Here is a 23,959-nt window from a genome sequence, read left to right on the forward strand (position 1 = left end):
CTTCGGTGTTTATGACTTCTAAACGGTACGCTGAAATAGAGCTGGGGGGCGATGAATCAAATTGCTTAAAAAAGCCTCTCATTATGACAGTTTGAGACTGTGATTACAAGGGTTTTCCCCAAATACTTCATTTAAGGGTACGCAATAGACGTTCTATCTTTTTACCGTAAGGTGGATGAGCGGGTTTTGTGCCCTTCATTAAATTGGTACCTAGTAGACCGCGCACCTCCAGAATCGACTTTTGATAGCTGAAGGTATCAAAGCCTGCTTTGCCATGATATTTACCCATACCACTTGAGCCAACTCCACCAAACGGCAAAGACTCAAGGGCGGCATGCAAGAAAACATCATTGATCGTGACACCTCCAGAGCGTGTCTGTTCTAACACTTGTTGCAAATTTTTCTTATTCTTACCAAACCAGTAGAGCGCCAATGGATGAGGCCTCTTGTTGATGTACTCAATTGCAGCAGCAGAATTTGCCACAGTCACTATGGGCAGGATCGGCCCAAAGATTTCTTCATGAAGCACACGAGCATCTTGAGGCACTTGGATTAAGGCAACGGGTTCAAAGCGTCTACCGCCTGCAGAAGGGTTATTGAGCAAGGGAATTGCTTTAGCGCCGCGGTCTATTGCATCACTTAGAAGGTGTTGCCAGTATTGCAGTTGTTCATCATCAATTGGCCCAGTAAGTTCTTTGGGATCGCTAAATTGCTGATGAGCTGCAGTTTGTAATTGTTGAATAAATGCGTCTTGTAGGCTTTCTTCAATGAGGACATAGTCTGGTGCAATACAGGTTTGACCGCTGTTGAGAAGCTTGCCGTAGGCAATAGATGCTGCCGCATCTTTAAGTTTGGCAGACGAATCAATCATGGCTGGGGATTTGCCACCTAATTCCAAGGTAATGGGAGTAAGGCTTTCAGCCGCAGCACGCATTACTTTTTTACCGATTGCTTCTGAGCCTGTAAAGAATAGATGAGCAAAAGGCAGTGCAGCAAATTGTTCTGCAACATCGGAGCCACCAGTAGTGACACAAAATTCACTAGGATGAAAATACTCTTGAATCAGACTTGCTAAAAATCCGGAAGTGCGGGAACTGCGTTCGGATGGTTTTAACCAAACCCGGTTACCGGCTGCAAAAGCGGCAATAGCCGGGAGCAATGCTAATCGCACCGGGTAGTTCCAGGGACTCATGATGCCAACTACACCAATCGACTGACTTTCAATCCAAGCTTCGGATCCTCCCATGTAAAAAGGGATCTCCACTTGTACTGGCTTCATCCACTCTTTGAGATGTTTGCGGGTATATGCGCAAGCTTGGTATAGCCCTTTGAGCTCAACTAAGCGAGTTTCTATAGAATCTCGGACTCCAAAGTCAGCTACAAGAGCTTTGCAAAGTTTTTCTTCATTGGCTGCAATCATTTTTTCGATTCGACCAATTCGCTCAAGTCTCACTTCGATGGTTGGGTTTGGTTCAGCGGTGTAGGCCGCCTGGATTTCATCAAGTTGGATAGTGAAGCGATTCATATTGGATTAATAGTTGGCAAGCATAGGGATAAGGCATTAGGATAAAGCCATGAGCGAAATTACGGATAAAACTTCACCCCAATTAGAGAGAGCCACCCTCGGAGGAGGATGCTTTTGGTGTCTTGAGGCTGTGTACCAGCAAATTTCTGGCATTAAGAGCGTCGTCTCTGGTTATGCCGGGGGTGCTAGGCCGAACCCCTCTTATGAATCTGTCTGCACGGGTGCCACTGGTCATGCTGAAATTGTGGATATTGAATTTGATCCCCAGCAGATCTCATTTAGGGATTTATTGGAAATTTTCTTTGTGATCCACAACCCCACAACATTGAACTACCAAGGCAATGATCATGGAACGCAATATCGTTCAGTCATCTTTACGCATAGTGATGAGCAGGTCAGGATCGCTCGCGAGGTTGTACAAGAGCTAGAGGATTCCAAGATCTACGCTGATCCAGTAGTGACGCAAATTGATCCAGCCCCAACGATTTATCCGGCAGAGGATTATCACCAGAATTATTTTCAGCAGCATCCCCATCAAGGGTATTGTGCTGCTGTGGTCGCTCCAAAGTTGGCTAAATTTAGAGCTAAATTTAAATCACTGATTGCGCCGCAATACGCCTAAAAATCTATTAGCGTCATTAAGGCGCAAGTCGATTCACTACCCAAGTATCTCCATTGAGCCTGTAGTGAATGCGGTCATGTAAGCGCGATGGACGACCCTGCCAAAACTCAATCTCAGTTGGGCGTAAGCGATAACCACCCCAGTGCTGCGGGCGCGGTGGTGTATCACCAAATTCTGCTTTGAAGCGTTTTTCGGCCTCTTCTAGAAATTCTCGATTGGGAATGGCTGCGCTTTGTGGGGATGCCCAAGCGCCGATGCGGGAGGCGGGAGGGCGGGAGTGGAAGTACTGGTCGCTCTCTTCTGCGCTAACGCGCTCTACCTTCCCTTGAATACGTACCTGACGCTCTAATTCGTGCCAGTGAAAAAGGAGGGCTGCCTGAGGGCGAGTCGCTAGATCCTTGCCCTTTTGGCTTTCGTAGTTCGTAAAAAAGGTAAAGCCATTTTCGTCGGCCCCTTTTAGTAAGACAATACGGGCTGATGGATTTCCGGCTGTATCTGCAGTAGCCAAAGTCATGGAATTGGGTTCTGGACACTCCGCCTTTACTGCCTGGTCAAACCAGAGTTGAAATAGCGGGAAAGGATTGTGCGGAACTTCGGTTTCTGAAAGCTGACCAAAGGTATAGTTTTTACGAAGTTGAGCAATGGAGTCCATTTATTCAGTATAAAGAGAAGCTATGGCAGAAGACAAGCAAGAGGGCAGTATTGAGGATCGTCGCTTTGGAGGGGTTTCTAGACTCTACGGTACCAATCTGCGTGCTCGCTTTCAGAAAGCGACGGTTGTCGTAGCTGGTCTGGGCGGTGTTGGTTCTTGGGCGGCTGAAGCATTGGCGCGAACTGGCATCGGTCATTTAGTGCTGGTGGATTTTGATCACATTTCTGAGAGTAATACCAATCGTCAGTTGCACGCCTTTGAAGGGCAGTATGGCAAAGCGAAAGTTGAGGCAATGACTCAACGTATTTTGCAGATCAATCCAGAAATTCAATTGACTGCTTGTGATGAATTTTTAGAACCCGAAAATCTTGATCGCATTATTCCTGGTGATGCTTATGTTTTAGATGCCACTGATTCAGTACAGACCAAAATTGCACTATCAGTTTGGGCTAGAAATGGCGATCGCTCCTTGGTAATGTGTGGAGCAGCAGGTGGCAAGACCGACCCTACTTCTGTGCGTTGCGATGATTTATCGCGCACTGAGCAAGATGCTTTATTAGCAAAGGTGCGACAGGGACTTAGGCAAGATCATGGTTTTTCCAGAAACCTCAAACACAAAATCGGTATCAGAGCGATTTACTCTCATGAGCCTCGCGCTGGGGCATCGACTGGCGGTCTAGCGTGCTCTGGATATGGCTCTACTGTCATGGTTACGGCAGCTTGTGGCTTGGCAGCAGCAGCTGAAATTCTGAATTTAATCGGTCACGATCCTAAAACTACTGTAAATCCTTAAGGGGATTCCCTGTAGGAAATTACTGATTCTGTTGCAGTCATGCGCGGTGTGAGACTGCCGCTCAACATGCTTTAAAAGCAATTTCAATATTCAGAGTCTCTACTTTTAATCATTTAGCCACTTTAGTTATTTTCATCCCCTAGTACAGATGAGAAGTCCTCCCTAGACTTTGCTTCGTTGGTAAATCGCCAACGACAAATCGAAAGGAGGTCTCACTTGCAGACTGAACAAACTGGCTTAAAGCGCCATCTCAAAGTAAGGCACATTCGTTTAATGGCCTTAGGTTCAACGATTGGCGTTGGATTATTTCTTGGATCAGCGAGTGCAATTCAAATTGCTGGACCTTCCATTCTCTTGGGTTATTTGCTTGCCGGCATCGTCGCATTCATTGTTCTGCGTACGCTTGGTGAGATGGCAGTGCATGAGCCTGTAGCAGGCTCCTTTGCTGCCTACGCCAATACCTATGTTGGCCCACTTGCGGGATATATGGTGGGTTGGGGCTATTGGACCTATTGGATTGTGGTGGGTATAGCGGAGGTCACTGCAGTTGGTATCTATATGGGGATTTGGTTTCCGGAAACCCCTCAATGGATTTGGGCGCTCTCTTCAATTGCCATGATGGGCATGATCAATCTCATTGCTGTCAAAGTATTTGGTGAGTTTGAGTTTTGGTTTGCTCTCATTAAGGTAGTAGCCATTGTGGCAATGATTGCCTTGGGTGGTGCAGTTATTTTGTTTGGCTTTACGAATGACTGGCAGCCCATTGGTTTGAGCAATCTCTGGCAACACGGTGGCTTCTTCCCTAATGGTATTACTGGGATGTTGCTTTCATTCCAAATGGTTTTATTTGCTTACGTTGGCATCGAGATGATTGGCTTATCTGCAGGTGAAGCTGAGAATCCAAAGAAAACCATCCCAATGGCAATTGACTCATTAGCCTGGCGCATCTTGATTTTTTACATGGGCGCGATCTTAGTCATTTTGGCGATCTTTCCTTGGAATCAAGTCGGGCAGCAGGGCAGTCCATTTGTAGTGATGTTTGAACGTATTGGCTTACGTGAAGCGGCGGGGCTCATCAATTTTGTGGTGATTACAGCAGCATTGTCATCTTGTAACGCCGGCATCTTCAGTGGTGGTCGACTGTTGTACGCCTTATCGAATAATGGCTATGCCCCTGCGCCTTTTGCTAAGTTGTCCAAATACGGCGTTCCTCATCGTGCGGTAATGGCAACAGTGGCTGTATGTATGTCAGGCGTGGTGCTCAACTACTTTGTTCCCGATAAAGCCTTTCAGTACATCATGGCTGCCGTCACCTTTGTGGGCTTGATGGTGTGGATTGCCATCCTGTTTACCCAAATGAAATTCCGTCGATCTTTAACTAAGGCGCAAGTGGCTGAGTTGGGCTACCGCGCACCTTGGTGGCCCTATTCCTCATGGTTTGCTCTGGCATTTATTTTCTTAGTAGTCGTGCTAATGGGCTTTCATGAGGATGCACGGATTGCATTGATCTTAGGTCCGTGTTTACTGGGCGTGTATCTCGCGATGTTTTATATCGTCGGTCTACATCGCAAAACGAAAACTAACCATGAATTTAAATCATAGGAGATAGAAATGATTATTGGTGTTCCGCAGGAAGTAAAAAATAATGAGTTTCGAGTTGGCTTAACCCCAGGCAATGTCAGTGGCTTATGCAGGCAAGGGCATTCAGTGTTAGTGCAAAGAGGTGCTGGAGAACAAATCGGTCTGAGTGATGAGTCCTATCGGATTGCTGGAGCTACTTTGATTAATAGTGCAGCAGAGGTCTTTCAGAAGGCAGAGATGATTGTGAAGGTGAAGGAGCCTCAGCCACAAGAATGTGCCATGTTGCGCGAGGATCAAATTCTGTTTACCTATTTGCATCTTGCTCCAGATCCAGCGCAGACCAAGGCCTTGATTGCTTCAGGTGCTACTTGTATTGCCTATGAGACGGTTACCGCAATGAATGGAGCCTTGCCACTACTTGCGCCAATGAGTGAGGTGGCCGGGCGGATGTCGATTCAAGCAGCAGCCTCACACTTGGAGAAAACACACGGTGGTTTGGGTGTGCTGATGGCTGGGGTTCCTGGCGTCTCGCCTGCCAAGATCGTTATTTTGGGCGGCGGAGTTGTCGGTCGTAATGCTTTGCAGATGGCAGTAGGCATGGGCGCGGATGTTTGCATCTTTGATCGTGATATCGATCGCTTGCGTCAGATTGATATGTTCTATGGCAATCGCGTACGCACTTTTTATTCTGATAGCTTGTTGATTGAGCAAGAAGTGTGTGAGGCGGATGTAGTGATTGGTGCCGTCCTATTACCGGGTGGAGCTGCGCCAAAATTAGTGACCCATGAAATGGTCAAGAAGATGAAAGCTGGCGCAGTCATTGTGGATGTCGCGATTGACCAAGGAGGCTGTTTTGAAACTTCAAAACCCACTACGCATGCTGATCCCACTTTCTTGGTCGACGGGGTATTGCATTACTGCGTTGCCAATATGCCAGGTGCCGTAGCAAGAACCTCTACCTTTGCTTTAACCAATGCTACTTATCCCTTTGTAGAGGCTTTAGCTAATCGTGGGGTGGTGAAGGCTCTATCCATCGATCATCACTTGCGTAATGGCCTAAGTGTCCATAAGGGGAAGCTGACTTCCAAGCCTGTTGCACAGGCGCAGGGCTTGGATTTTGCTTTAGCTGAGGAGCTGTTTGTGGCCTAGCCCTCATATCCATGGATTAGTGGGGTCAGTTACCTGAGGATATAAACTGGACTGACTCTACTTAATGAAATCACAAATTCCATGGATTTTTCTGCTTTAACTCTCTCTGCTGGTGTCGTTGCGCTAGCAGAGATGGGTGACAAAACCCAATTACTGTCTTTAATGTTGGCTGCACGTTATCCCAAGCAAGCCTTAGCTATCATTGCCGGCATCTTCATCGCAACCATTGCCAACCATGCGTGCGCAGCATTTTTGGGTCATTGGATAAGCACCTTAGTTTCTCCAGAGATGATGCGCTGGATATTAGGAGCAAGCTTTTTGGGGATTGGTTTATGGCTATTAGTTCCCGATCACATTGATGATGCAGCAGAATCAAAAGTGGCTGATCGCGCATTTCAGGTATTCATTCTGACGGTTGTCTTGTTCTTTTTGGCTGAGATGGGTGATAAGACGCAGATTGCAACTATTGCTTTGGGCGCTAGATATGATGATGTTCTATCTGTCACTGTTGGCACCACATTGGGGATGATGTTGGCGAACGCTCCAGCGGTTTGGATAGGGCAGAAATTTACTCAGCGCATGCCTATTAAATGGGTTCATGCTGTAGCGGCAGTTACCTTTATTGCCATTGGGGTGGCAACCCTTTTGTGGCATTGAGCTAGGCAAATAGCGCAAGTCCAGCCTAAGACTTAAAATAAGGGCATGAAAACTGATCTGCCACAGAGCTTTCGTCGGCTCGAATACCACCCCCCCGTTTACACCTTTGATCAGGTTGAGTTGGATATTGCTTTAGATCCGGCTCGCACGATTGTCAAAAGCCGAATTGAGGTATTGCCCGGCAAAAGTTTTGAGCCAGGCTCACCCTTGGTATTGGTTGGTCAAGAACTTGAGTTTGTTAGTCTGCGCATTAATGGTGAGGCCCATCGCCATTTTGAATTGACCCCAGAAACCTTATCAATTCATTCTTTACCAAACGATGGCAAAGATAAGTTCACGCTTGAGATCATCTCCATTTGCGTGCCTGAGAAAAATACTACCTTGATGGGTTTGTATGTTTCAAACGGAAATTTCTTTACTCAATGTGAGGCAGAAGGTTTTCGCAAGATTACTTATTTCTTGGATCGTCCAGATGTGATGGCGCGCTATCGCGTCACTTTGCAAGCACGTGAAGCTGAATGCCCTGTGTTGCTATCGAATGGCAATCTATTAAAAGAGGAAAAGTTGCCCAATGGCTGGCACAGCGCCACTTGGGAAGACCCATTTCCGAAGCCGTCGTATTTATTTGCGCTGGTAGCTGGCAAGCTCGAATGTATTGAAGAGACGATCACCACCAGCAGTGGTGCCAAGAAGTTATTACAGATTTGGGTGGAGCCGCATGATCTTAAAAAGACCCGTCATGCAATGGATTCCTTAATTGCCTCAATTCATTGGGATGAGAAGCGCTTTGGTTTGGAGTTAGATTTAGAGCGATTCATGATTGTGGCGGTAAGCGACTTTAATATGGGCGCAATGGAGAACAAGGGCTTGAATATTTTCAATACCAAGTTTGTTCTAGCCCAACCCGAAACGGCAACTGATGCTGACTTTGCCAATATCGAGAGTGTTGTTGCGCATGAATACTTCCATAACTGGACTGGTAATCGTGTCACCTGCCAAGACTGGTTTCAACTTTCCCTTAAAGAGGGCTTGACAGTATTTAGAGATCAGGAGTTCTCAGCGGACCAGATGGGTAGTGAGTCGGGAAGGGCAGTGAAGCGCATCGAAGACGTGAGATTGTTACGCCAGTTACAGTTTCCAGAAGATGCGGGTCCGATGGCGCATCCTATTCGTCCGGACGAATATCAAGAAATTAATAACTTCTATACCGTCACCGTATATGAAAAGGGTTCTGAAGTTGTGCGGATGTACCAAACCTTGCTGGGTAGAGAGGGTTTTCGCAAGGGTATGGATCTTTACTTTAAGCGCCATGATGGACAGGCGGTTACTTGCGATGATTTCTTAATGGCCATGGCGGATGCCAATGGCAAAGATCTCACTCAGTTTAAGAACTGGTACAGCCAAGCAGGCACGCCAAGAGTCAAATTAGAAGAGCATTACGATGCTGCCAAGAACCAATATCACCTCACTCTGACTCAAAGCTGCGGGGCTACTCCTGGGCAGCCTGTGAAAAAGCCATTTCATATTCCGCTCAAGATGCGTTTAATTACTGCTGCTAATGATCAGGTAGAGCAATTACTAGAATTAACTGAGCCCACGCAGTCATGGACATTTGACAATGTCAACGAGCGTCCGGTTCTATCCATTAATCGTGACTTTTCTGCGCCGATCAACTTAGATTTTGAACAAAGTGAAGCAGATCTTTTAACCTTGTTCTCCAGTGATGACGATCCCTTTAATCGTTGGGAGGCTGGTCAGAAGCTAGCAATGCAAATGATTTTGAATAATCGCTTGCCAGATGCTGGCCTGATTGCTGCTTATCGCACTCTTTTGTTAGACCCCAAGCTAGATCCTGCGTTTAAAGAGCTGGCTTTAACACTGCCTGCTGAGTCTTATCTATACGAGCAGTGTGCTAGCGTAGACCCGCAGAAAATCTTTGCTGCTCGCCGCGCATTCCGTAGAGCAATTGCCAAGCAGTTGCAATTGGAGTGGGCCGCTTTGTATCAACAGAACCAAACGCCTGGACCATTTAAGTCTGATGCGCTTGACTCTGGTAAGCGCGCACTCAAAAATCTTGCGTTGAGTATGTTGCTAGAAGCCGATCCAAAGATCTGGGCACCGATGGCGGTTAATCAATATCAGATTGCTGACAACATGACCGATCGTTATGCGGCACTTGCTGCGCTAGTGATTCATGGTGCTAAAGCAGCAAGCGATTGTTTGAATGATTTTTATAGCCGTTTTGCTAATGATGCATTAGTGATTGATAAGTGGTTTGCTTTGCAATCGAGCCGTCCGCCAGTAGATGGTCTTGAGTTAACGCTTGCTGATGTCAAGCGTCTGCGTGACCATCCGGCATTTAAACTCAACAACCCAAATCGTGCTCGTAGCGTGATTCATGCTTTTTGTGCGAACAACCCGGCAAGTTTTCATCAGCCTGATGGTAGTGGCTATGAGTTTTGGGCGGACAGCGTATTAGCCTTGGATGCCATCAATCCTCAAGTAGCGGCTCGCCTCGCAAGGGCGCTAGATCGCTGGCGTTTATTTGCCCAACCCTATCAAGACCATATGAAAGCGGCTCTGGAGCGGGTTTCAGCATGCCAGACTCTCTCTCCAGATGTGAGAGAGGTTATTGGAAAAGCCTTAGGAAACTGATTTGCCGTCTATCTTCAATGAAGTTGTTGGTTATAAGAAACGCCAAGTTGGATAGCCAGCAACTCTAGTTGTTTATCAAGAGTCCAAATGAGCGCATTTTCTGAGAGAAGCGTAGAAGCCACTAGTGAAATATCAATAGCGCCACAGCCAGAATCGTAGAGTTTATGTGTTTCAATAAAATTCATTGTTTCTTCTGTGGTTGCTACTGTTGCCTGTCGAAGCATCTTTAAATAATTCAGAGTTCTTGAGCGTGGTGATGGCAGAGATCCGCATGCTAGTTCAATCAGAATCAAGGGATGACATAAGATTTGATCATTTGCCAACAAAGATGCAAATGATGCATTTGATTTTCTGAAGTGGGATACCCACACCGAAGTATCAGCCAAAATCATTGGCATATTTACTGCCCACCATTATTTTTTCGACGAGGGATAGCTTTCATTTGAGGCACTTTTCCGCCTAATGCAGCAAGTCGTTTAGCGCTCTGAACGCGTACAAAAACAGTCATCGCTTCGCGAAAAAGGTCTGCTTTATCCATTCCGGGATCCGCAAGATCTAGTCCGGTTTGATATAGGTCATCATCAATTGTTACGGTGGTTCTCATTTATCCATCCTCATCAAGATTGATGCAATTAAGCATCAATATAAACATCGTATAAGAGAATGAATAACTTGGCTAGCTGAAAAACTAGATTGTTAAGGCTTGGGAAGCTTCATTTGTGGTTAAACCTGAATTACAGGGCAAAATAGACCCTATTCTTAATAGCGCCTTGGAGAAATCCTTTTGTTTAGTTCTCATATTAATTTCAAGCAATACCTAGCTTCTACCAAACCAAAAGGGGCGGAAGTGCCTGCTGGTCTTCAGGACCTACTTACCGCTGTAGTTAGCACCTGCTCAACTCTCAGTCATGAAGTGGCGCAGGGCGCATTGATAGGTTTACTGGGCTCCGCTGGCACTGGAAATGTGCAGGGTGAAGTTCAGCAAAAGCTTGACATCATTGCCAATGATTTATTAATTGAGGGTGTTGAAGGCTGCAAGTCACTTGCAGGTTTGGCATCTGAAGAAATGGAATTGCCAGTCCCTGTGCAGGGCACTGGTGACTATCTTCTATTGTTTGACCCGCTAGATGGATCTTCTAATATCGATGTGAATGTCTCCATTGGAACTATTTTCTCAATATTGAAAAAACAAGATCCACAAGCACCCCTGCAGACATCTGACTTTCTATTGTCAGGCCGTCACCAAGTGGCAGCGGGTTATGTGGTCTATGGCCCACAAACCACGATGGCCCTGACTTTGGGTGACGGCGTCGTTATGTTTACCCTGAACAAGGTAACGGGCGAGTTCTTATTAATCAAAGACTCCGTCACGATCTCGCACTCCACTAAAGAATTTGCAATCAATATGTCTAATATGCGTCACTGGGCTGATCCAGTGCGCCGTTATGTAGATGAATGCTTGGCTGGTGTTGGCGGTGCACGTGAAAAAGACTTCAATATGCGCTGGATTGCCTCCATGGTTGCTGATGTCCATCGCGTACTTTCCCGTGGCGGCGTCTTTATGTACCCTTGGGATCAACGTGAACCTAATAAGCCTGGTAAGTTGCGTTTGATGTATGAAGCAAACCCCATGAGCTTCTTGGTAGAGCAGGCTGGTGGCGCATCAACCAATGGCAAAGAGATCATTATGGATTTACAGCCTACTGATTTACATGAGCGCGTCTCGGTGATGTTAGGGTCTAAAGAGGAAATTGATCGTTTACAGCATTACCACTCATAATCAGGCTGGTAATTGCCCAATAGGGCCCCTAGAAAAGAAAAACCCAATCAAGCGATTGGGTTTTTGCTAATAAAGCTCTCAAAAAGCATGCGACCCTAAGGTTGAACTTTCTCTTTGAGGTAAGCAAGGGATTCTTCTACTTGGTCAATTAAGATCAGGCAAACATCGCCTTCGGAGACTTCATCTAAGGCAGTATCAATTGCCAAGAATTCCCCATGAATCTCTTTTATCTGCTTGGCTTTAGTGGCGCCCACCAAACCTTCTTGTAAAAGTCTTAATACCTCACCATCTTCACGACCGCGTTGGCAAGCATCTTGATAGAGGATGACATTATCAAATGCATTTCCTAAAATGCGCGTGAGATCACGAATATCTTCATCGCGACGATCGCCAGCACCACTCACAACGACGTGACTTTTCTTAGGTTTCATCGCAGCCACTGCACTGGTTAAGGCACGCATGGCATCGGGATTGTGACCATAGTCAGCGATGACGGTTGCGCCTTTATGTTTGAACTGATTAAAGCGACCGGGTACTGCGTTAGCGGTACTCTCAAAGCTATGTAGGCCGCGAGCAATCTTTTCTGCATCTAAGCCCAATGCCCAAGCGGCGCCAATAGCAGCCATGGCGTTTTCAATCTGGAAGCCTAGAACACCATTTTGAGTAAGCGGAATTTCGCTGACGGGGAAGCGATACATGACGCGTGAGCCTTTGGACGCAATAATGTAAGCGCCATCAAAGTAGATCACTTTTTTATTCTTGGCACGATGTGCTGTAATGACAGGATGATGCTGATTTTGAGCAAAGAAGATCACTCGTCCAGAGCACTTATCACCCATCTTTGCAACCATCGGATCAGCCGCATTCAGAACGGCGGCGCCGGTAGGAGCTACGTTTTGCACAATCACGCGTTTGAGAATCGCTAAATCCTCAACGCTAGTGATGTAGTTCAACCCTAGGTGGTCACCTTCACCAATATTGGTTACTACTGCCACTTCACAGCGATCAAAACCTAGGCCTTCACGTAATAAACCACCGCGGGCAGTTTCGAGAACAGCAGCGTCTACATCAGGATGCATTAATACATTGCGCGCACTCTTTGGACCACTACAATCACCAGTATCGATTAGTCGGTGGTTGATATAGACGCCATCAGTGCCGGTCATGCCGACGCGTAGACCTGTTTCATTCAAGAGATGAGCAATGAGGCGTACAGTGGTTGTCTTGCCATTGGTGCCAGTAACAGCAACCACTGGAATGCGACCATCTTCACCAGCTGGGAACATCATATTAATAATGTCTTCACCAACTGGACGACCTTTGCCATAGGAAGGCTTTAAATGCATCCGCAAACCAGGCGCCGCATTGACTTCAACAATGCCGCCGCCTTGCTGCTCTAAAGGTTTGTAGATGGATTCACAAAGGATGTCCACTCCGGCAATGTCTAAGCCAATCATTTGCGCAGCAGCGACAGCGCTAGCAGCAACATCCGGATGGACATCATCAGTAACATCTGTAGCGGTACCGCCGGTGCTAAGGTTGGCGTTATTGCGTAATAAAACGCGTTCACCGGTTTTAGGAACATATTGCGGTGAAAGGCCATTACTTGCCAAGTGGGCTAGGGCAATGTCATCAAAACGAATTTTTGTTAATGCAGTTGCATGACCATCGCCACGCAATGGGTTCTGATTCTCTTTTTCAACGAGCTCTGCTACCGAAAGCTTTCCATCACCAACGACTTGTGCTGGCTCACGGCGTGCTGCAGCTGACAAGCGATTGCCTACAACGAGGAGACGATAGTCAGCGCCTGGAAGATAGCGTTCGACAATCGTTTCTCGGCCAAAGCCTTGGGTTACTGCAAAACCTGCACGAACCTCTTCTTCCGTTTGGATATTGGCAACAACACCTTTACCTTGGTTTCCATCTTTGGGCTTGAGAACAATTGGGCCGCCAATCTTTTGCGCTGCGCGCCAAGCATCATCAGCAGTGGTAACTACTTCCCCGATGGGTACAGAGACGCCCGCAGCGGCTAAGAGGTTCTTCGTGAGCTCTTTATCTTGCGCGATGGCTTCTGCAATAGCGCTGGTGTTGCTGGTTTCTGCGGCCTGAATACGTTTTTGTTTGCTTCCCCAGCCAAATTGCACCATGCTGCCTTCAGTCATGCGGCGGTAAGGGATATTGCGCTGAACTGCCGCATCCACAATTGAGCCAGTACTTGGTCCAAGGCGCACATCTTCATAGAGTGCTTCTAGTTCAGATAGGGCGGCAGCTAAATCAAAAGGTGCATCGTTGAGCGTTGCCTGGATGAGTGCAAAGCCAAAGTCAAATGCCATGCGACCAACGACTTCTTCAATATATTCCACAACAACTTGATATACACCTTCATCCACGGTCTGTACTGTGCGGCTGAAGGTAACGGGGCAACCCGCTTGTGCCTGTAAGCCAAGTGCAGCATGTTCAAGTGCATGAGCAAGTGATAGAACTTCGGTATGACCACCGCGACGCATGCTTCCTAATTGCGGAAAGCGTTCTCGAATCTTGGTTTCAAACTGAGGGATTGCATCGATTGAACGCTCAGATGCATCGCAAGTCACAATGGCTTCTAAAGCAGTATGACGGCTCCATAGATTGGGGCCACGTAGCATACGAATACGGGTGATTTCCAATTAAGCCCCTATTGCGGTTATAGCTTCTGGCACAAACGTTTCTGCACCAGCTTCAATGACATTGAACGGAATATCTAAAGCCCAAGCAGCAGCTATAGCAGCACCCAGATTCATGGTTTTCCATGGAGAGGCGCTACTGGATTCGGAATGACGCGGCACCGGAATGGATTTCTGATCCAGCTTGCCAGATTTCAGGGTAATTTGTTGCTTGCCAACGAGTACCACGCGACCACCATTTTGCAGATGAGTCTTCACCACCTCTGAGTCGGAGTTTTCGCTAAAGAAAATCACGTCACCATCACAGAGCTCAGCCATTTGCACGCACATAGGATCATCTGCATTTAAAACGCCTACACCGGTTGGCAACACCACGTCAATTTGAGTGCGCACAACACTAAAGACTTGATCCTCATCGTAGATCGCATACTGCGGGAAATTGGCTTGAGGATTCACGTTCAGAACAACCCCAACTTGGCAACGATCGTAGGCTAAGCCTTCAATCAGCATAGAGAGGTGATTGTTCTCGATGACCGCTGCTTCAACGGCACGATTGAGAAGGGTGCGACGGGCATTTTCCCAATTTGATACATTGGTATTGGGAATAGCGCGGTTGCCAAAAAACAAACCTTTGCTACAAGAAAGACCAACATACACATTTGTAAGACGCAAAAAGTGCGCAACCATTTCAGCAACGGGCGTTTTCCCGCTTTCACCGCAAATACCTACTAAAGGAACGCGGAAGTCGGCACCAGGGGGAAAGAGATGGTTGGCAATTTCTTTGCCAACCGGTTGTGCTTTGCCGCTTGCAGGTTTTAGATGCATCAATAAACCTGGACCTGCATTGACTTCCACAATTGCGGCATTTTGCTCTGCAAGTGGGCGACTAATATCTTGAGCTACCAAATCAACGCCAGCAATTTCTAGACCAACAACACGGGCAGCAAGAGCAACTTGACTAGCGACATCGGGATGAATGAGGTCGGTTACATCAAAGGCTACGTTACCGTTACTTTGAATGAGAACCTTATGATCAAGAGCGGGAATGCTTTTACCTGTCAGTTGTTGACGTGCTAATTCGAGTTCAACCGCAGAGTCAATGCGAACAGGATTGAGCGGATGTTCTTCAGCAGTGCCGCGACGAGGATCAGAATTAATCTGAATCTGAATCAATTCTTGAACAGTATGTTTACCGTCACCGGTGACCCAAACAGTCTCACCTTTAGCAGCTGCAACTACTTTATTGCCCACTACCAGTAAGCGATGTTCATCACCAACGATATGACGCTCAACAAGTACTTCGCTACCTTCATCAATCGCAACCGCATAGGCCGCTTCAATTTCTTGTTGGGTGTACAGATTGATAAAGACGCCACGGCCATGATTGCCATCAATTGGTTTCACCACTACCGGCAGGCCAATATCTTGCGCTGCTTCCCAAGCATCATCAGGGCTAGTGACGGTTCTACCCTCGGGTGTAGGAACGCCGGCGCTACGCAAAAGGCTCTTGGTTAAATCTTTATCTCTTGAAATGGTTTCAGCAATTGCGCTGGTCTGGTCCGTTTCCGCGGTCCAGATGCGACGTTGTTTGGCGCCGTACCCGAGCTGTACTAAATTGCCTTCAGATAATCGAATGGATGGAATGCCGCGCTCTTCCGCTGCATTAACGATACAAGCTGTGCTGGGTCCCAGTAACAAGTCATCACCGATATCGCGCAGCTTTTCAATGGTGTCTTGAACTAAAGCAACGCAATCTTGCTTATCTTGAGCGAGCGCTAGGTAGAGGTCACGAGCAAATTTCAGGGCGGTGAGGGTAACCTCTTCATTGATTGCACTCACCATCACTTTGTAGACGCCGCGACGATCGCCATCACGTGCTTTACCGAAACCACCTGGAATACCTGCTAAGTTTTGTAGCTCCAGTGTGAGGTGCTCCATGATGTGAGCTGGCCAAGTGCCTTCTTCAACGCGCTTAAGAAAGCCACCAGTTTCCCCATAGCTACAGCGATGCTCGACCAAGCTAGGGAGGGCTTTGACCAAGCGATCATAAAAGCCGGGAATGAGGTTGGAAGGGTAGTCTTCCAAATCCCCAATATCGATCCAAACCTCAATTACGGGGTGGTAAGTCCACATATTGGGGCCACGGAGATGCTTAACGCTCAGGATCTCGATGGATTTATCTAGTAATTGGGGCATGTATGGTGTTACGAGGGCTCGGCGCCTACCTTGGGGGTGGCACGCTAGACAGTCTCTCTGTTTATAGTTTTAATTAAAAATCCACAAAAATAGCAAAAATACATAAAAAGGCTTAGTTCATTAATTTAACGGTTTTCCACCCCCTAAAGTTGACAGGAGCAATAAATCTAAAAAATCTAGCTCCACTATACTTTTGAGGTTAATGAAGCCACAAACCCTACCTTTTGCTCCCGTACTGCCAAGTGATTGGCAAGTCATTCTTGAGGGCAAGGACTCTCCAATTCAAAGCCCTGAAGCCCTAGAAGCAATACTGGCTTGGGTTGAGCTGGATTTAGGTGCAGATCTACGCTTTGAAAAAAGCCTCCTTTTGCTGACAGAACAGGGTCTGTTTTGGACCGATGGCCGGAAGTTTGAGTCTTGGCCAATACGCGCTGGGGAGCAATTGACTCATGGAGATCATGCGGGGGTGGGCCATTTAAAGCTGGAAACACCCGATGCCCTTCAAAGAATTTGGTATTTCACCTTGGCAGTCAACCCCCAGGTTTTGCGTCTGCAATCGAGTTTCAAAAAACTCACCCGTGGCGATCAGCATAGCGAGAGCGAGCTGACTGAGTACGACAAACAGGTATGCCCAGTTTGCTTAAGCCCTAAACCAGCTAACTCTGATGTTTGTCCAACTTGTGATCCTGAAGATGATCAGCCGCCTTCAACTTGGACCTTATTTAAGCTGTGGCGTTTTGCAAAGCCTTATCAAAAGCAGCTACTGCTAGGATTTGTTCTGACACTGCTATCAACTGGTGCAACCTTAATTCCGCCTTACCTCACCATTCCTTTAATGGATCATGTATTGATTCCGTATGAGCGCGGTAACCCGATAGATTTTCATTTGGCTGCCACTTATTTGTTTGCATTGTTTGGTGCTGCCATCGTTGCTTGGGGTTTAGGTTGGTGGAAAACGTATTTGTTGGCTTTGGTGAGCGAGCGGATTGGTGCTGATCTTCGCAACACTACTTTTGAGCATTTACTTAAGCTCTCGCTGGAATATTTTGGGGGTAAGCGTACTGGTGACTTGATTGCCCGTATTGGTGCGGAGACTGATCGTATCTGTGTCTTCCTCTCTCTTTATGCATTGGACTTCGCGACCGATGTGCTGATGATTACTATGACTGCAGCGATCCTGGTATCAATTGATCCTTTGCTAGCTTTAGTGACCTTAGCGCCTTTACCATTTATCGTATGGATGATTCATGTAGTGCGCGATAAATTACGTTTTGGTTTTGAAAAGATTGATCGCATTTGGTCTGAAGTAACGAATATTTTGGCTGATACTATTCCCGGCATTCGCGTTGTGAAAGCATTTGCACAAGAAGATCGTGAACTCAAACGGTTTGTCGATTCAAACAAGATGAATCTCCAAATCAATGATCGTGTGAATCGGGTGTGGGGATTATTTTCTCCAACTGTCACGCTGCTTACTGAGACTGGTTTGTTGGTCGTGTGGGGCTTTGGTATTTGGCAGGTAGCACATCAAAAAGTCACTGTCGGCGTATTGATTGCATTCCTTGCTTACATTGGTCGTTTTTATGTACGCCTAGACTCGATGAGTCGGATCGTTTCCCATACCCAAAAGGCGGCTGCTGGCGCAAAGCGCATCTTTGATATTTTGGACCATGTATCGAGTGTTCCCGAGCCCATCAATCCTGCGCCGCTTGGGCCGGTAAAGGGTCGAATCTCCTTGCGCGGTGTGGGTTTTCGCTATGGCAACCGCGCAGTATCTAAGGGTATCGATTTAGATATTGCTCCTGGCGAGATGATCGGTTTGGTAGGGCATAGTGGCTCAGGTAAGAGTACCTTGGTCAACTTGATTTGCCGTTTCTATGACGTTAGCTCTGGCTCGGTTGCCTTGGATGGGCGCGATATTCGCAGTATTGGCATTGCTGACTATCGCAAGTGTATTGGCCTGGTATTGCAAGAGCCATTTTTATTCTTTGGCACGATCGCAGAGAATATTGCTTATGGCAAACCTGATGCTACCCGTGAAGAAATCATTGAAGCTGCACGTGCTGCTCACGCTCACGAATTTATCCTTCGTTTACCGCTTGGTTATGACTCACTTGTTGGTGAGCGTGGACAATCGCTATCTGGCGGTGAGCGTCAACGTATCTCTATTGCGCGCGCACTCTTAATCAATCCAAGTATCTTGATTTTGGATGAAGCAACATCATCAGTCGACACGACAACTGAAAAAGAAATTCAGCGTGCATTGGATAATCTGGTTAAAGGTCGTACCACCATTGCAATTGCGCACCGTCTCTCAACCCTCAGGAAGGCAGATCGCCTTGTAGTTTTGGATAAGGGTGAGATAGTCGAGATTGGTTCACACGAGCAGCTAATGGAAGCCCAAGGGGCTTACTACACCTTGTATCAGGCGCAGTTGCGTCACGCTGCTGAATTGGTAGAGGGTGGCGCCATTGGTGAGAGTCTAGAAGATGATCAGCAAGAAAAACAAGACGAACTGCAAGAAGAGAAACTACAAGAGATCGCTAAAAATATTGGAGGTGGAGTATGACGCAAGTTCATCAGCAAGCCACCCATCAGCTCAAGCGTGACTCGCTTGGACGTTTAGTTTTTATTGATGCTCATGGCCACTCTCATATTGGTATATATCCAGTAAGAGCATTTCCAATTACCGCACCAGGAGCTGGAGTTGGCATCATGGATCAATCCGGTAAAGAAGTGCATTGGTATCCTGATGTTGCAGCTATTCCAAGCTCAGAGCTCAAGCTCATTGAAGAAGAGTTGGCTGCTCGTGAATTTATGCCAGTGATTGAGAAGATCACTAAAGTTTCTACTTTTGCTACCCCAAGCATTTGGGATCTGGAGACTGATCGTGGACCAACTCGTATTCGCCTCAAGGGTGAAGAAGACATTCGTAGGATTGCGGGCAATACGCTATTGATTGCAGACTCTAATGGCCTCCAATTCTTGATCAAAGACTCCACCCAATTGGATAAAGTCAGCAAGAAGCTTTTAGATCGTTTCCGCTAGAATTTACCTGGAAGGCCGCTTTAGCTCAGTTGGTAGAGCAGTTCATTCGTAATGAAAAGGTCGCCAGTTCGATTCCGGCAAGCGGCACCAGACTTCTACCTCTGAAATTCATAAACATCTAATGAAAACAATGGGTTAAAGAATTTAACTTCCATCTGTTTGGTTCAACATTGTTCATCTAAGTCTATTGCAACGCAATAAAATTAGGGTTATACTCTAGGTACTAACCCTTAAGGAGATTCAAATGACTGTTCTATTGAATATGATTAACCAGCTTTTTACTGAAAGCAAACCAGCTGCTCAGCAGCAATCCCGTCACTATGATTTTGATGGCGCATACCGCGGTATGTAATTCAAAAAAGTAGTTATCTAGAAAGCCACCTTCGGGTGGCTTTTTCTTTGCCCAAATTCTTCCGGAACTCATTCGCATAAGTCTCTCATTAAGCAAATAAACCTCCGTTTTATAAGGTGATAGGGAAGGGTATTCACTAGTGCGGTTTTGATGAAAACTTGATTAGTGTCAAGAAGTTCATTATGTAAATGCTTAAAAATCAGGTAGCCCAATTTTTTGGGATTAATCAGCATATATAAAAAGTAAAAATAGGAGATTTAGGATGAGCGGCGAGAAAACTGCAGGGCCTTTAGGAGGTCGTTGGTTTCAGCTACTAATCGGCATTATTTGTATGTCGATGATTGCAAACTTGCAATATGGTTGGACTTTGTTTGTAAACCCAATTGACGCTAAGTTTGGTTGGGGTCGTGCAGCGATTCAAGTTGCATTCACTATTTTTGTATTGACTGAGACTTGGTTGGTTCCAATCGAGGGTTACCTCGTTGATAAGTTTGGTCCTCGCCCAGTAGTGTTTGGTGGCGGTCTCTTGTGCGGTCTCGGCTGGATGATGAATGCTCACGCTGATACTCTAACAATGCTCTACATAGCAGCGGCTGTAAGCGGTGTAGGTGCTGGCGCTGTTTACGGTACTTGCGTAGGTAATGCGCTCAAGTGGTTCCCAGATCGTCGCGGTTTAGCTGCCGGTATGACTGCCGCTGGCTTTGGTGCTGGTTCTGCTTTGACAGTAATTCCTATTGCAAACATGATTGCTAATCAAGGTTACCAAGATGCTTTCTGGTACTTTGGTATTTGGCAGGGTGCGATTGTTGTTGTCTTGAGTTTGTTGCTGTCTAAGCCTATTAAGAGCGCTATTACTTCTGTTAAGGCTGCAGTTGCTCAGACTCGTAAAGATTTCCGCCCAATGGAAATGGTTAAGCAGCCTGTGTTCTGGATCATGTACCTCATGTTCGTGATGGTTGCTGCTGGCGGCTTAATGGCTACTGCCCAATTAGGCCCAATTGCTAAAGACTTCCAAATTGCTGGCGTAACAGTGAGCTTGATGGGCTTGGCATTACCTGCTTTAACTTTCGCATTGACAGTTGATCGTGTATTGAACGGCTTGACCCGTCCTTTCTTTGGCTGGGTATCTGACAAGATTGGTCGCGAACAAACAATGACCTTGTGCTTCTCATTTGAGTGCTTAGGCATTCTTGGTTTGTACTACCTCGGTCGTGATCCAGTGATGTTTGTTCTATTAACCGGTTTAGTGTTCTTTGCATGGGGTGAGATTTACAGCTTGTTCCCATCAACTAATGCCGATACATTCGGTTCAACTTATGCTGCTGGTAATGCGGGCCTCCTCTACACAGCAAAGGGTACAGCGTCATTGTTAGTTCCTTTGTCTAGCGTATTGGTAGCTTCAACCGGTGGTTGGGAAGTGGTTTTCTGGGTTGCGAGTTTCCTAAATGGAACTGCTGCGATCTTGGCTTGGTTTGTATTGCGCCCAATGCGTCGCAAGCTCATCGAGCGCTCTGCTTCAATGTAATTCAGACTTAAACGTCTAATAAAAAGGGGTCTTCGGACCCCTTTTTATTTACCCAAAATTAGCAAACTGAAGACCTGAGTGGAATCAGATAAAATTCCCAGGTTATGAAATTCTCCAAAAACCGCTTTATTCACTGGATTGCAGCCGCAGCCATTGCGATGAGCGCTCTTGCCCCAGCAGCCTCGCAGGCAGTATCGCTTGTGAAGGGTGGGCACGGTTTTGCGATGGAGATTTGCTCAGTAGACGGCAGCAAGATGCAGGTCGATATTCAAGGTGAAGATCAAGACCTGGCCAACCAAGCTCAACCTTGCCCTTATTGCGTCACTCACAATTTCATCACACCGGCATTTAATACCAATCTCACATTTGCTGCGCCAAGTACTTTTGCATTGCTTCCGCAGCTTTTCTATCAATCACCTAAACCACTCGCTGTTTGGGTAACCCCTCCTTCAGCAGCCCCTCCAGCACAAGCCTAAATCTATTTAGGGCATAGCCTAGCTATGTAATTGGTGGCGAATTCTTTATTGCGTCACTGCAATTTTATTGGAGTGGTAAATGTTTAATAAGAAGTTGGTGTGCTCCATTGGTCTGGCAGTATTGGTCAGTCAGGGGTTTGCACAAAGCTCTATGCCGCCGGATTATGGTCAACGAGTTGGTGATGTGGTTGTTAGTGCAAGTCGATCCGGTACAGACTTGAAGGATATGACCCAAAACACTTCAATTCTTACAGCTGAGGATATTGAGAATTCCCCAAGTATGACAATTGATCAGGTGTTAAAAAATCAATCAAGCGTATTTTTAAACGACCAGCCCTATTATGAAAAGGATCCCACTGGTCAAAGCTTAAATGTGCGTGGGCTTGGTAATGCCCGCACCCTAGCTTTGATTGATGGTCTTCCTGCGAACGATGCCATGTATGGAACTGTGCAATGGAACTTAGTGCCGCTTTCAGCAATTCAAGATGTTGAGTTGATTCGTGGTGGCGTATCTAATTTGTATGGAAATTACGGTATGGGCGGTTTAGTAAATATCGTCACTAAGCCTATTAGCGATAACAAGGGAGAGGTTTCTGCCAGTTATGGCTCCTACAATACCAGTAACATCGCTGCATCTAAAGAGATCGCTGTTAATGAGGTGCTGAAATTACGTCTATCAGCAGATTACTTCAATACGGATGGTTATATCAACCAGCCAACCATCTCCCCAGCGACGAAATACCCGAGTAAAAATAGCTACGGTCAGTCTGCACCCCTGTTGCCTGGCATGGGGCCCGAGAGCGCAAACAGCGCAAACTATCGTTTACAGGCTGCGCTTAAATTAAGTTCGGATACCGATGCATTTTTCAACATTGGTTCGCACAATATGCAAAATTTACCAACAGGCGGATATAACTTTGCTACTAAAACAACTCAAGAAACAACCTTTTCCGCCGGTGCAACTACACGTTTAAGTTCAGTGCAGAAGATTCAGGTAAATGCCTTTTATGAAAACACAACGCTCTGGCAACAAAACGTAAGCAATAGTGGCACAAGTGCACCTTATATCAGCGCAAACTATAACGATCCCTACTCAACGACTGGGGCATCCGCTCAATACACCCATGATTTAAAAGATCAAGCAATACAACAAGTGGTTGTTAGCGTTGATGGTAGGCAGGTAGCCGCACAAAACTTAACCAACTCCTTTAGTTCTGCTGCTGGCTATACCAATGGTGTAGTCACTTCATCTGATTATGCAAAAGGTCAACAGCAGTTTTATGGAGTGATGGCGCAAATGAAGGCAAAGACAGATGTGATCCCTTTGCAGGCGACTCTTTCCCTTAGAGAGGACCAGTGGCAAAGCCAGACTCCAACATATTGGATAGCTGGTGCGAATGGGATACCAAGTTATACCAATGTACCTAATCAAACGGTGAATAAGTTCAGCCCAAATTTGGGTTTGCTATTGCAGGCAACGAAGGAGTGGGGTCTGAGAGCAGCTGCATATCAAGGTTTCCATGCTCCTGGATTGAATAACACACTACGTACATATGGAAACTCCACTAGCGTTAGCCTCGCTAACCCATTACTGACTCCGGAAAATATGACTGGGTACGAAGTGGGAACTGATTATCGTTGGAATGCTGGATTTGTTCAGGTGACAGGTTTTAGTGCTCAAGTTAAAAATGCAGTTTATGCACCTAATGTTTCACAAGCACAGGCATACGCTGCTGGCTGTCCAGCTTCAGTATGTACTGGCGGAAGCCAGACATATACTTTGTACGGTAACAATCAAAATCTTCAGAGCCAGGGCTTGGAAGTGCAAGCTCATCATGATTTAAATGCCCAATGGGCGTTGGATGGAACCTACACCCACACTAATACTGTGCTTACATGGATCGGTTCTGGGGTAAGTTCTACTTTAAATCCTATCGGAACCCAAGTGGGTGGAGTGCCCCAAAATATGGGCTATGCGGGCGTTACCTATATGCCGCTCCCTAAAACTAGTTTATCTGCCAACGTTCGCTATATTGGCAATTCCTGGTTAGATGGGGCCCATACCTTGCCCGTACCTTCTTATGCGGTAGTTGGATTAAAGGCGAACTACCAGATGACTTCGCAGGCATCATTGTTTGCTAGTGTGGTTAATTTATTCAACCGAACATACATTACATACGGAACGGGTACTAGCCAGGGCAGTTACATTGCTGGCCAGCCTCAATCGGTGAATGTTGGTGCGCGTATCATCTTCTAATGCTTAAATCCTCCCTCCATCTATCATT

Annotated in this window: 18 protein-coding genes and 1 tRNA gene; 13 read left to right on the forward strand and 6 right to left on the reverse strand. The window is 46.4% G+C overall.

Features of this window, described 5'->3' with window-relative positions; genetic code table 11:
- Positions 1-127 precede the first annotated feature (127 nt).
- A complete protein-coding gene (locus FD961_RS03055; RefSeq protein WP_215394054.1) occupies positions 128-1,525 on the reverse strand; it encodes a coniferyl aldehyde dehydrogenase in 1,398 nt (465 codons plus the stop codon).
- A 49-nt stretch (positions 1,526-1,574) separates the two neighbouring features.
- Between FD961_RS03055 and msrA the strand changes: the two genes are divergently transcribed.
- Positions 1,575-2,147, forward strand: coding sequence for a peptide-methionine (S)-S-oxide reductase MsrA (gene msrA / locus FD961_RS03060; RefSeq protein ID WP_215394055.1), 573 nt, complete (start codon positions 1,575-1,577; stop codon positions 2,145-2,147).
- 16 nt (positions 2,148-2,163) lie between these two features.
- Here msrA and pdxH read toward each other — a convergent pair whose 3' ends face one another.
- On the reverse strand, positions 2,164-2,799 hold the full coding sequence (gene pdxH, locus FD961_RS03065) for a pyridoxamine 5'-phosphate oxidase (protein WP_215394056.1): 636 nt from the start codon (positions 2,797-2,799) through the stop codon (positions 2,164-2,166).
- A gap of 22 nt (positions 2,800-2,821) precedes the next feature.
- Here pdxH and FD961_RS03070 point away from each other — a divergent pair, with 22 nt between their 5' ends.
- From FD961_RS03070 to pepN, 5 genes are all read left to right on the forward strand, one after another.
- Positions 2,822-3,592 (forward strand): ThiF family adenylyltransferase, encoded by a 771-nt coding sequence (locus tag FD961_RS03070; RefSeq protein WP_215394057.1) that lies wholly within the window; start codon positions 2,822-2,824, stop codon positions 3,590-3,592.
- A 273-nt stretch (positions 3,593-3,865) separates the two neighbouring features.
- Entirely contained in the window at positions 3,866-5,194 is a 1,329-nt protein-coding gene (locus tag FD961_RS03075; protein WP_371817166.1) for an amino acid permease, read from the forward strand.
- Between the two features lie 9 nt (positions 5,195-5,203).
- A complete protein-coding gene (ald, locus tag FD961_RS03080; protein ID WP_215394059.1) occupies positions 5,204-6,322 on the forward strand; it encodes an alanine dehydrogenase in 1,119 nt (372 codons plus the stop codon).
- A gap of 81 nt (positions 6,323-6,403) precedes the next feature.
- On the forward strand, positions 6,404-6,979 hold the full coding sequence (locus FD961_RS03085; RefSeq protein WP_071464946.1) for a TMEM165/GDT1 family protein: 576 nt from the start codon (positions 6,404-6,406) through the stop codon (positions 6,977-6,979).
- 45 nt (positions 6,980-7,024) lie between these two features.
- Positions 7,025-9,634 carry an aminopeptidase N gene (gene pepN / locus FD961_RS03090; protein WP_215394060.1) on the forward strand — a complete coding sequence of 870 codons (2,610 nt, stop codon included), beginning with the start codon at positions 7,025-7,027 and terminating at the stop codon, positions 9,632-9,634.
- Between the two features lie 14 nt (positions 9,635-9,648).
- On the opposite strand, the gene FD961_RS03095 is transcribed toward pepN, so the two are convergent.
- Positions 9,649-10,032 (reverse strand): type II toxin-antitoxin system VapC family toxin, encoded by a 384-nt coding sequence (locus FD961_RS03095; RefSeq protein ID WP_215394061.1) that lies wholly within the window; start codon positions 10,030-10,032, stop codon positions 9,649-9,651.
- Positions 10,033-10,034: 2 nt separating this feature from the next.
- On the reverse strand, positions 10,035-10,238 hold the full coding sequence (locus FD961_RS03100; RefSeq protein WP_215394062.1) for a type II toxin-antitoxin system VapB family antitoxin: 204 nt from the start codon (positions 10,236-10,238) through the stop codon (positions 10,035-10,037).
- A gap of 180 nt (positions 10,239-10,418) precedes the next feature.
- Between FD961_RS03100 and FD961_RS03105 the strand changes: the two genes are divergently transcribed.
- Positions 10,419-11,414: a class 1 fructose-bisphosphatase gene (locus FD961_RS03105; protein WP_371817159.1), complete on the forward strand. Its 996-nt coding sequence runs from the start codon at positions 10,419-10,421 to the stop codon at positions 11,412-11,414.
- Between the two features lie 95 nt (positions 11,415-11,509).
- On the opposite strand, the gene cphA (FD961_RS03110) is transcribed toward FD961_RS03105, so the two are convergent.
- Positions 11,510-14,080 (reverse strand): cyanophycin synthetase, encoded by a 2,571-nt coding sequence (gene cphA / locus FD961_RS03110; RefSeq protein WP_215394063.1) that lies wholly within the window; start codon positions 14,078-14,080, stop codon positions 11,510-11,512.
- Positions 14,081-16,273 carry a cyanophycin synthetase gene (gene cphA, locus FD961_RS03115; RefSeq protein WP_215394064.1) on the reverse strand — a complete coding sequence of 731 codons (2,193 nt, stop codon included), beginning with the start codon at positions 16,271-16,273 and terminating at the stop codon, positions 14,081-14,083.
- 202 nt (positions 16,274-16,475) lie between these two features.
- On the opposite strand from cphA (FD961_RS03115), the gene FD961_RS03120 reads away from it, so the two are divergent.
- The 6 genes from FD961_RS03120 to FD961_RS03145 all read left to right on the forward strand — a co-directional run bounded on the left by FD961_RS03120 (position 16,476) and on the right by FD961_RS03145 (position 23,931).
- Complete coding sequence (locus FD961_RS03120) at positions 16,476-18,842, forward strand: ABC transporter ATP-binding protein (RefSeq protein WP_215394065.1); 2,367 nt, start codon at positions 16,476-16,478, stop codon at positions 18,840-18,842.
- Positions 18,839-19,321 (forward strand): DUF1854 domain-containing protein, encoded by a 483-nt coding sequence (locus tag FD961_RS03125; protein ID WP_215394066.1) that lies wholly within the window; start codon positions 18,839-18,841, stop codon positions 19,319-19,321. Before FD961_RS03120 ends, FD961_RS03125 begins: the two co-directional genes overlap by 4 nt.
- A 14-nt stretch (positions 19,322-19,335) precedes the next feature.
- Positions 19,336-19,411, forward strand: a tRNA-Thr gene (locus FD961_RS03130).
- Between the two features lie 524 nt (positions 19,412-19,935).
- Complete coding sequence (oxlT, locus tag FD961_RS03135; RefSeq protein ID WP_215394067.1) at positions 19,936-21,198, forward strand: oxalate/formate MFS antiporter; 1,263 nt, start codon at positions 19,936-19,938, stop codon at positions 21,196-21,198.
- A 104-nt stretch (positions 21,199-21,302) separates the two neighbouring features.
- The gene (locus FD961_RS03140; protein ID WP_215394068.1) at positions 21,303-21,674 is read left to right on the forward strand and encodes a DUF2946 family protein; all 372 of its coding nucleotides are present in this window, start codon (positions 21,303-21,305) and stop codon (positions 21,672-21,674) included.
- Positions 21,675-21,753: 79 nt separating this feature from the next.
- A complete protein-coding gene (locus FD961_RS03145; protein WP_215394069.1) occupies positions 21,754-23,931 on the forward strand; it encodes a TonB-dependent receptor in 2,178 nt (725 codons plus the stop codon).
- Positions 23,932-23,959 lie beyond the last annotated feature (28 nt).

Origin of the sequence: Polynucleobacter sp. TSB-Sco08W16, from assembly GCF_018687455.1 — a bacterium.
In the GTDB taxonomy this organism is placed as follows: Bacteria; Pseudomonadota; Gammaproteobacteria; order Burkholderiales; family Burkholderiaceae; genus Polynucleobacter.

Excerpts from the sequence above, each read along its gene's own strand:
- FD961_RS03055 (WP_215394054.1), bottom strand. The coding sequence starts at position 1,525 with ATGAATCGCTTCACTATCCAACTTGATGAAATCCAGGCGGCCTACACC.
- msrA (WP_215394055.1), top strand. The coding sequence starts at position 1,575 with ATGAGCGAAATTACGGATAAAACTTCACCCCAATTAGAGAGAGCCACC.
- pdxH (WP_215394056.1), bottom strand. The coding sequence starts at position 2,799 with ATGGACTCCATTGCTCAACTTCGTAAAAACTATACCTTTGGTCAGCTT.
- FD961_RS03070 (WP_215394057.1), top strand. The coding sequence starts at position 2,822 with ATGGCAGAAGACAAGCAAGAGGGCAGTATTGAGGATCGTCGCTTTGGA.
- FD961_RS03075 (WP_371817166.1), top strand. The coding sequence starts at position 3,866 with ATGGCCTTAGGTTCAACGATTGGCGTTGGATTATTTCTTGGATCAGCG.
- ald (WP_215394059.1), top strand. The coding sequence starts at position 5,204 with ATGATTATTGGTGTTCCGCAGGAAGTAAAAAATAATGAGTTTCGAGTT.
- FD961_RS03085 (WP_071464946.1), top strand. The coding sequence starts at position 6,404 with ATGGATTTTTCTGCTTTAACTCTCTCTGCTGGTGTCGTTGCGCTAGCA.
- pepN (WP_215394060.1), top strand. The coding sequence starts at position 7,025 with ATGAAAACTGATCTGCCACAGAGCTTTCGTCGGCTCGAATACCACCCC.
- FD961_RS03095 (WP_215394061.1), bottom strand. The coding sequence starts at position 10,032 with ATGCCAATGATTTTGGCTGATACTTCGGTGTGGGTATCCCACTTCAGA.
- FD961_RS03100 (WP_215394062.1), bottom strand. The coding sequence starts at position 10,238 with ATGAGAACCACCGTAACAATTGATGATGACCTATATCAAACCGGACTA.
- cphA (WP_215394064.1), bottom strand. The coding sequence starts at position 16,273 with ATGCCCCAATTACTAGATAAATCCATCGAGATCCTGAGCGTTAAGCAT.
- FD961_RS03120 (WP_215394065.1), top strand. The coding sequence starts at position 16,476 with ATGAAGCCACAAACCCTACCTTTTGCTCCCGTACTGCCAAGTGATTGG.
- FD961_RS03125 (WP_215394066.1), top strand. The coding sequence starts at position 18,839 with ATGACGCAAGTTCATCAGCAAGCCACCCATCAGCTCAAGCGTGACTCG.
- oxlT (WP_215394067.1), top strand. The coding sequence starts at position 19,936 with ATGAGCGGCGAGAAAACTGCAGGGCCTTTAGGAGGTCGTTGGTTTCAG.
- FD961_RS03140 (WP_215394068.1), top strand. The coding sequence starts at position 21,303 with ATGAAATTCTCCAAAAACCGCTTTATTCACTGGATTGCAGCCGCAGCC.
- FD961_RS03145 (WP_215394069.1), top strand. The coding sequence starts at position 21,754 with ATGTTTAATAAGAAGTTGGTGTGCTCCATTGGTCTGGCAGTATTGGTC.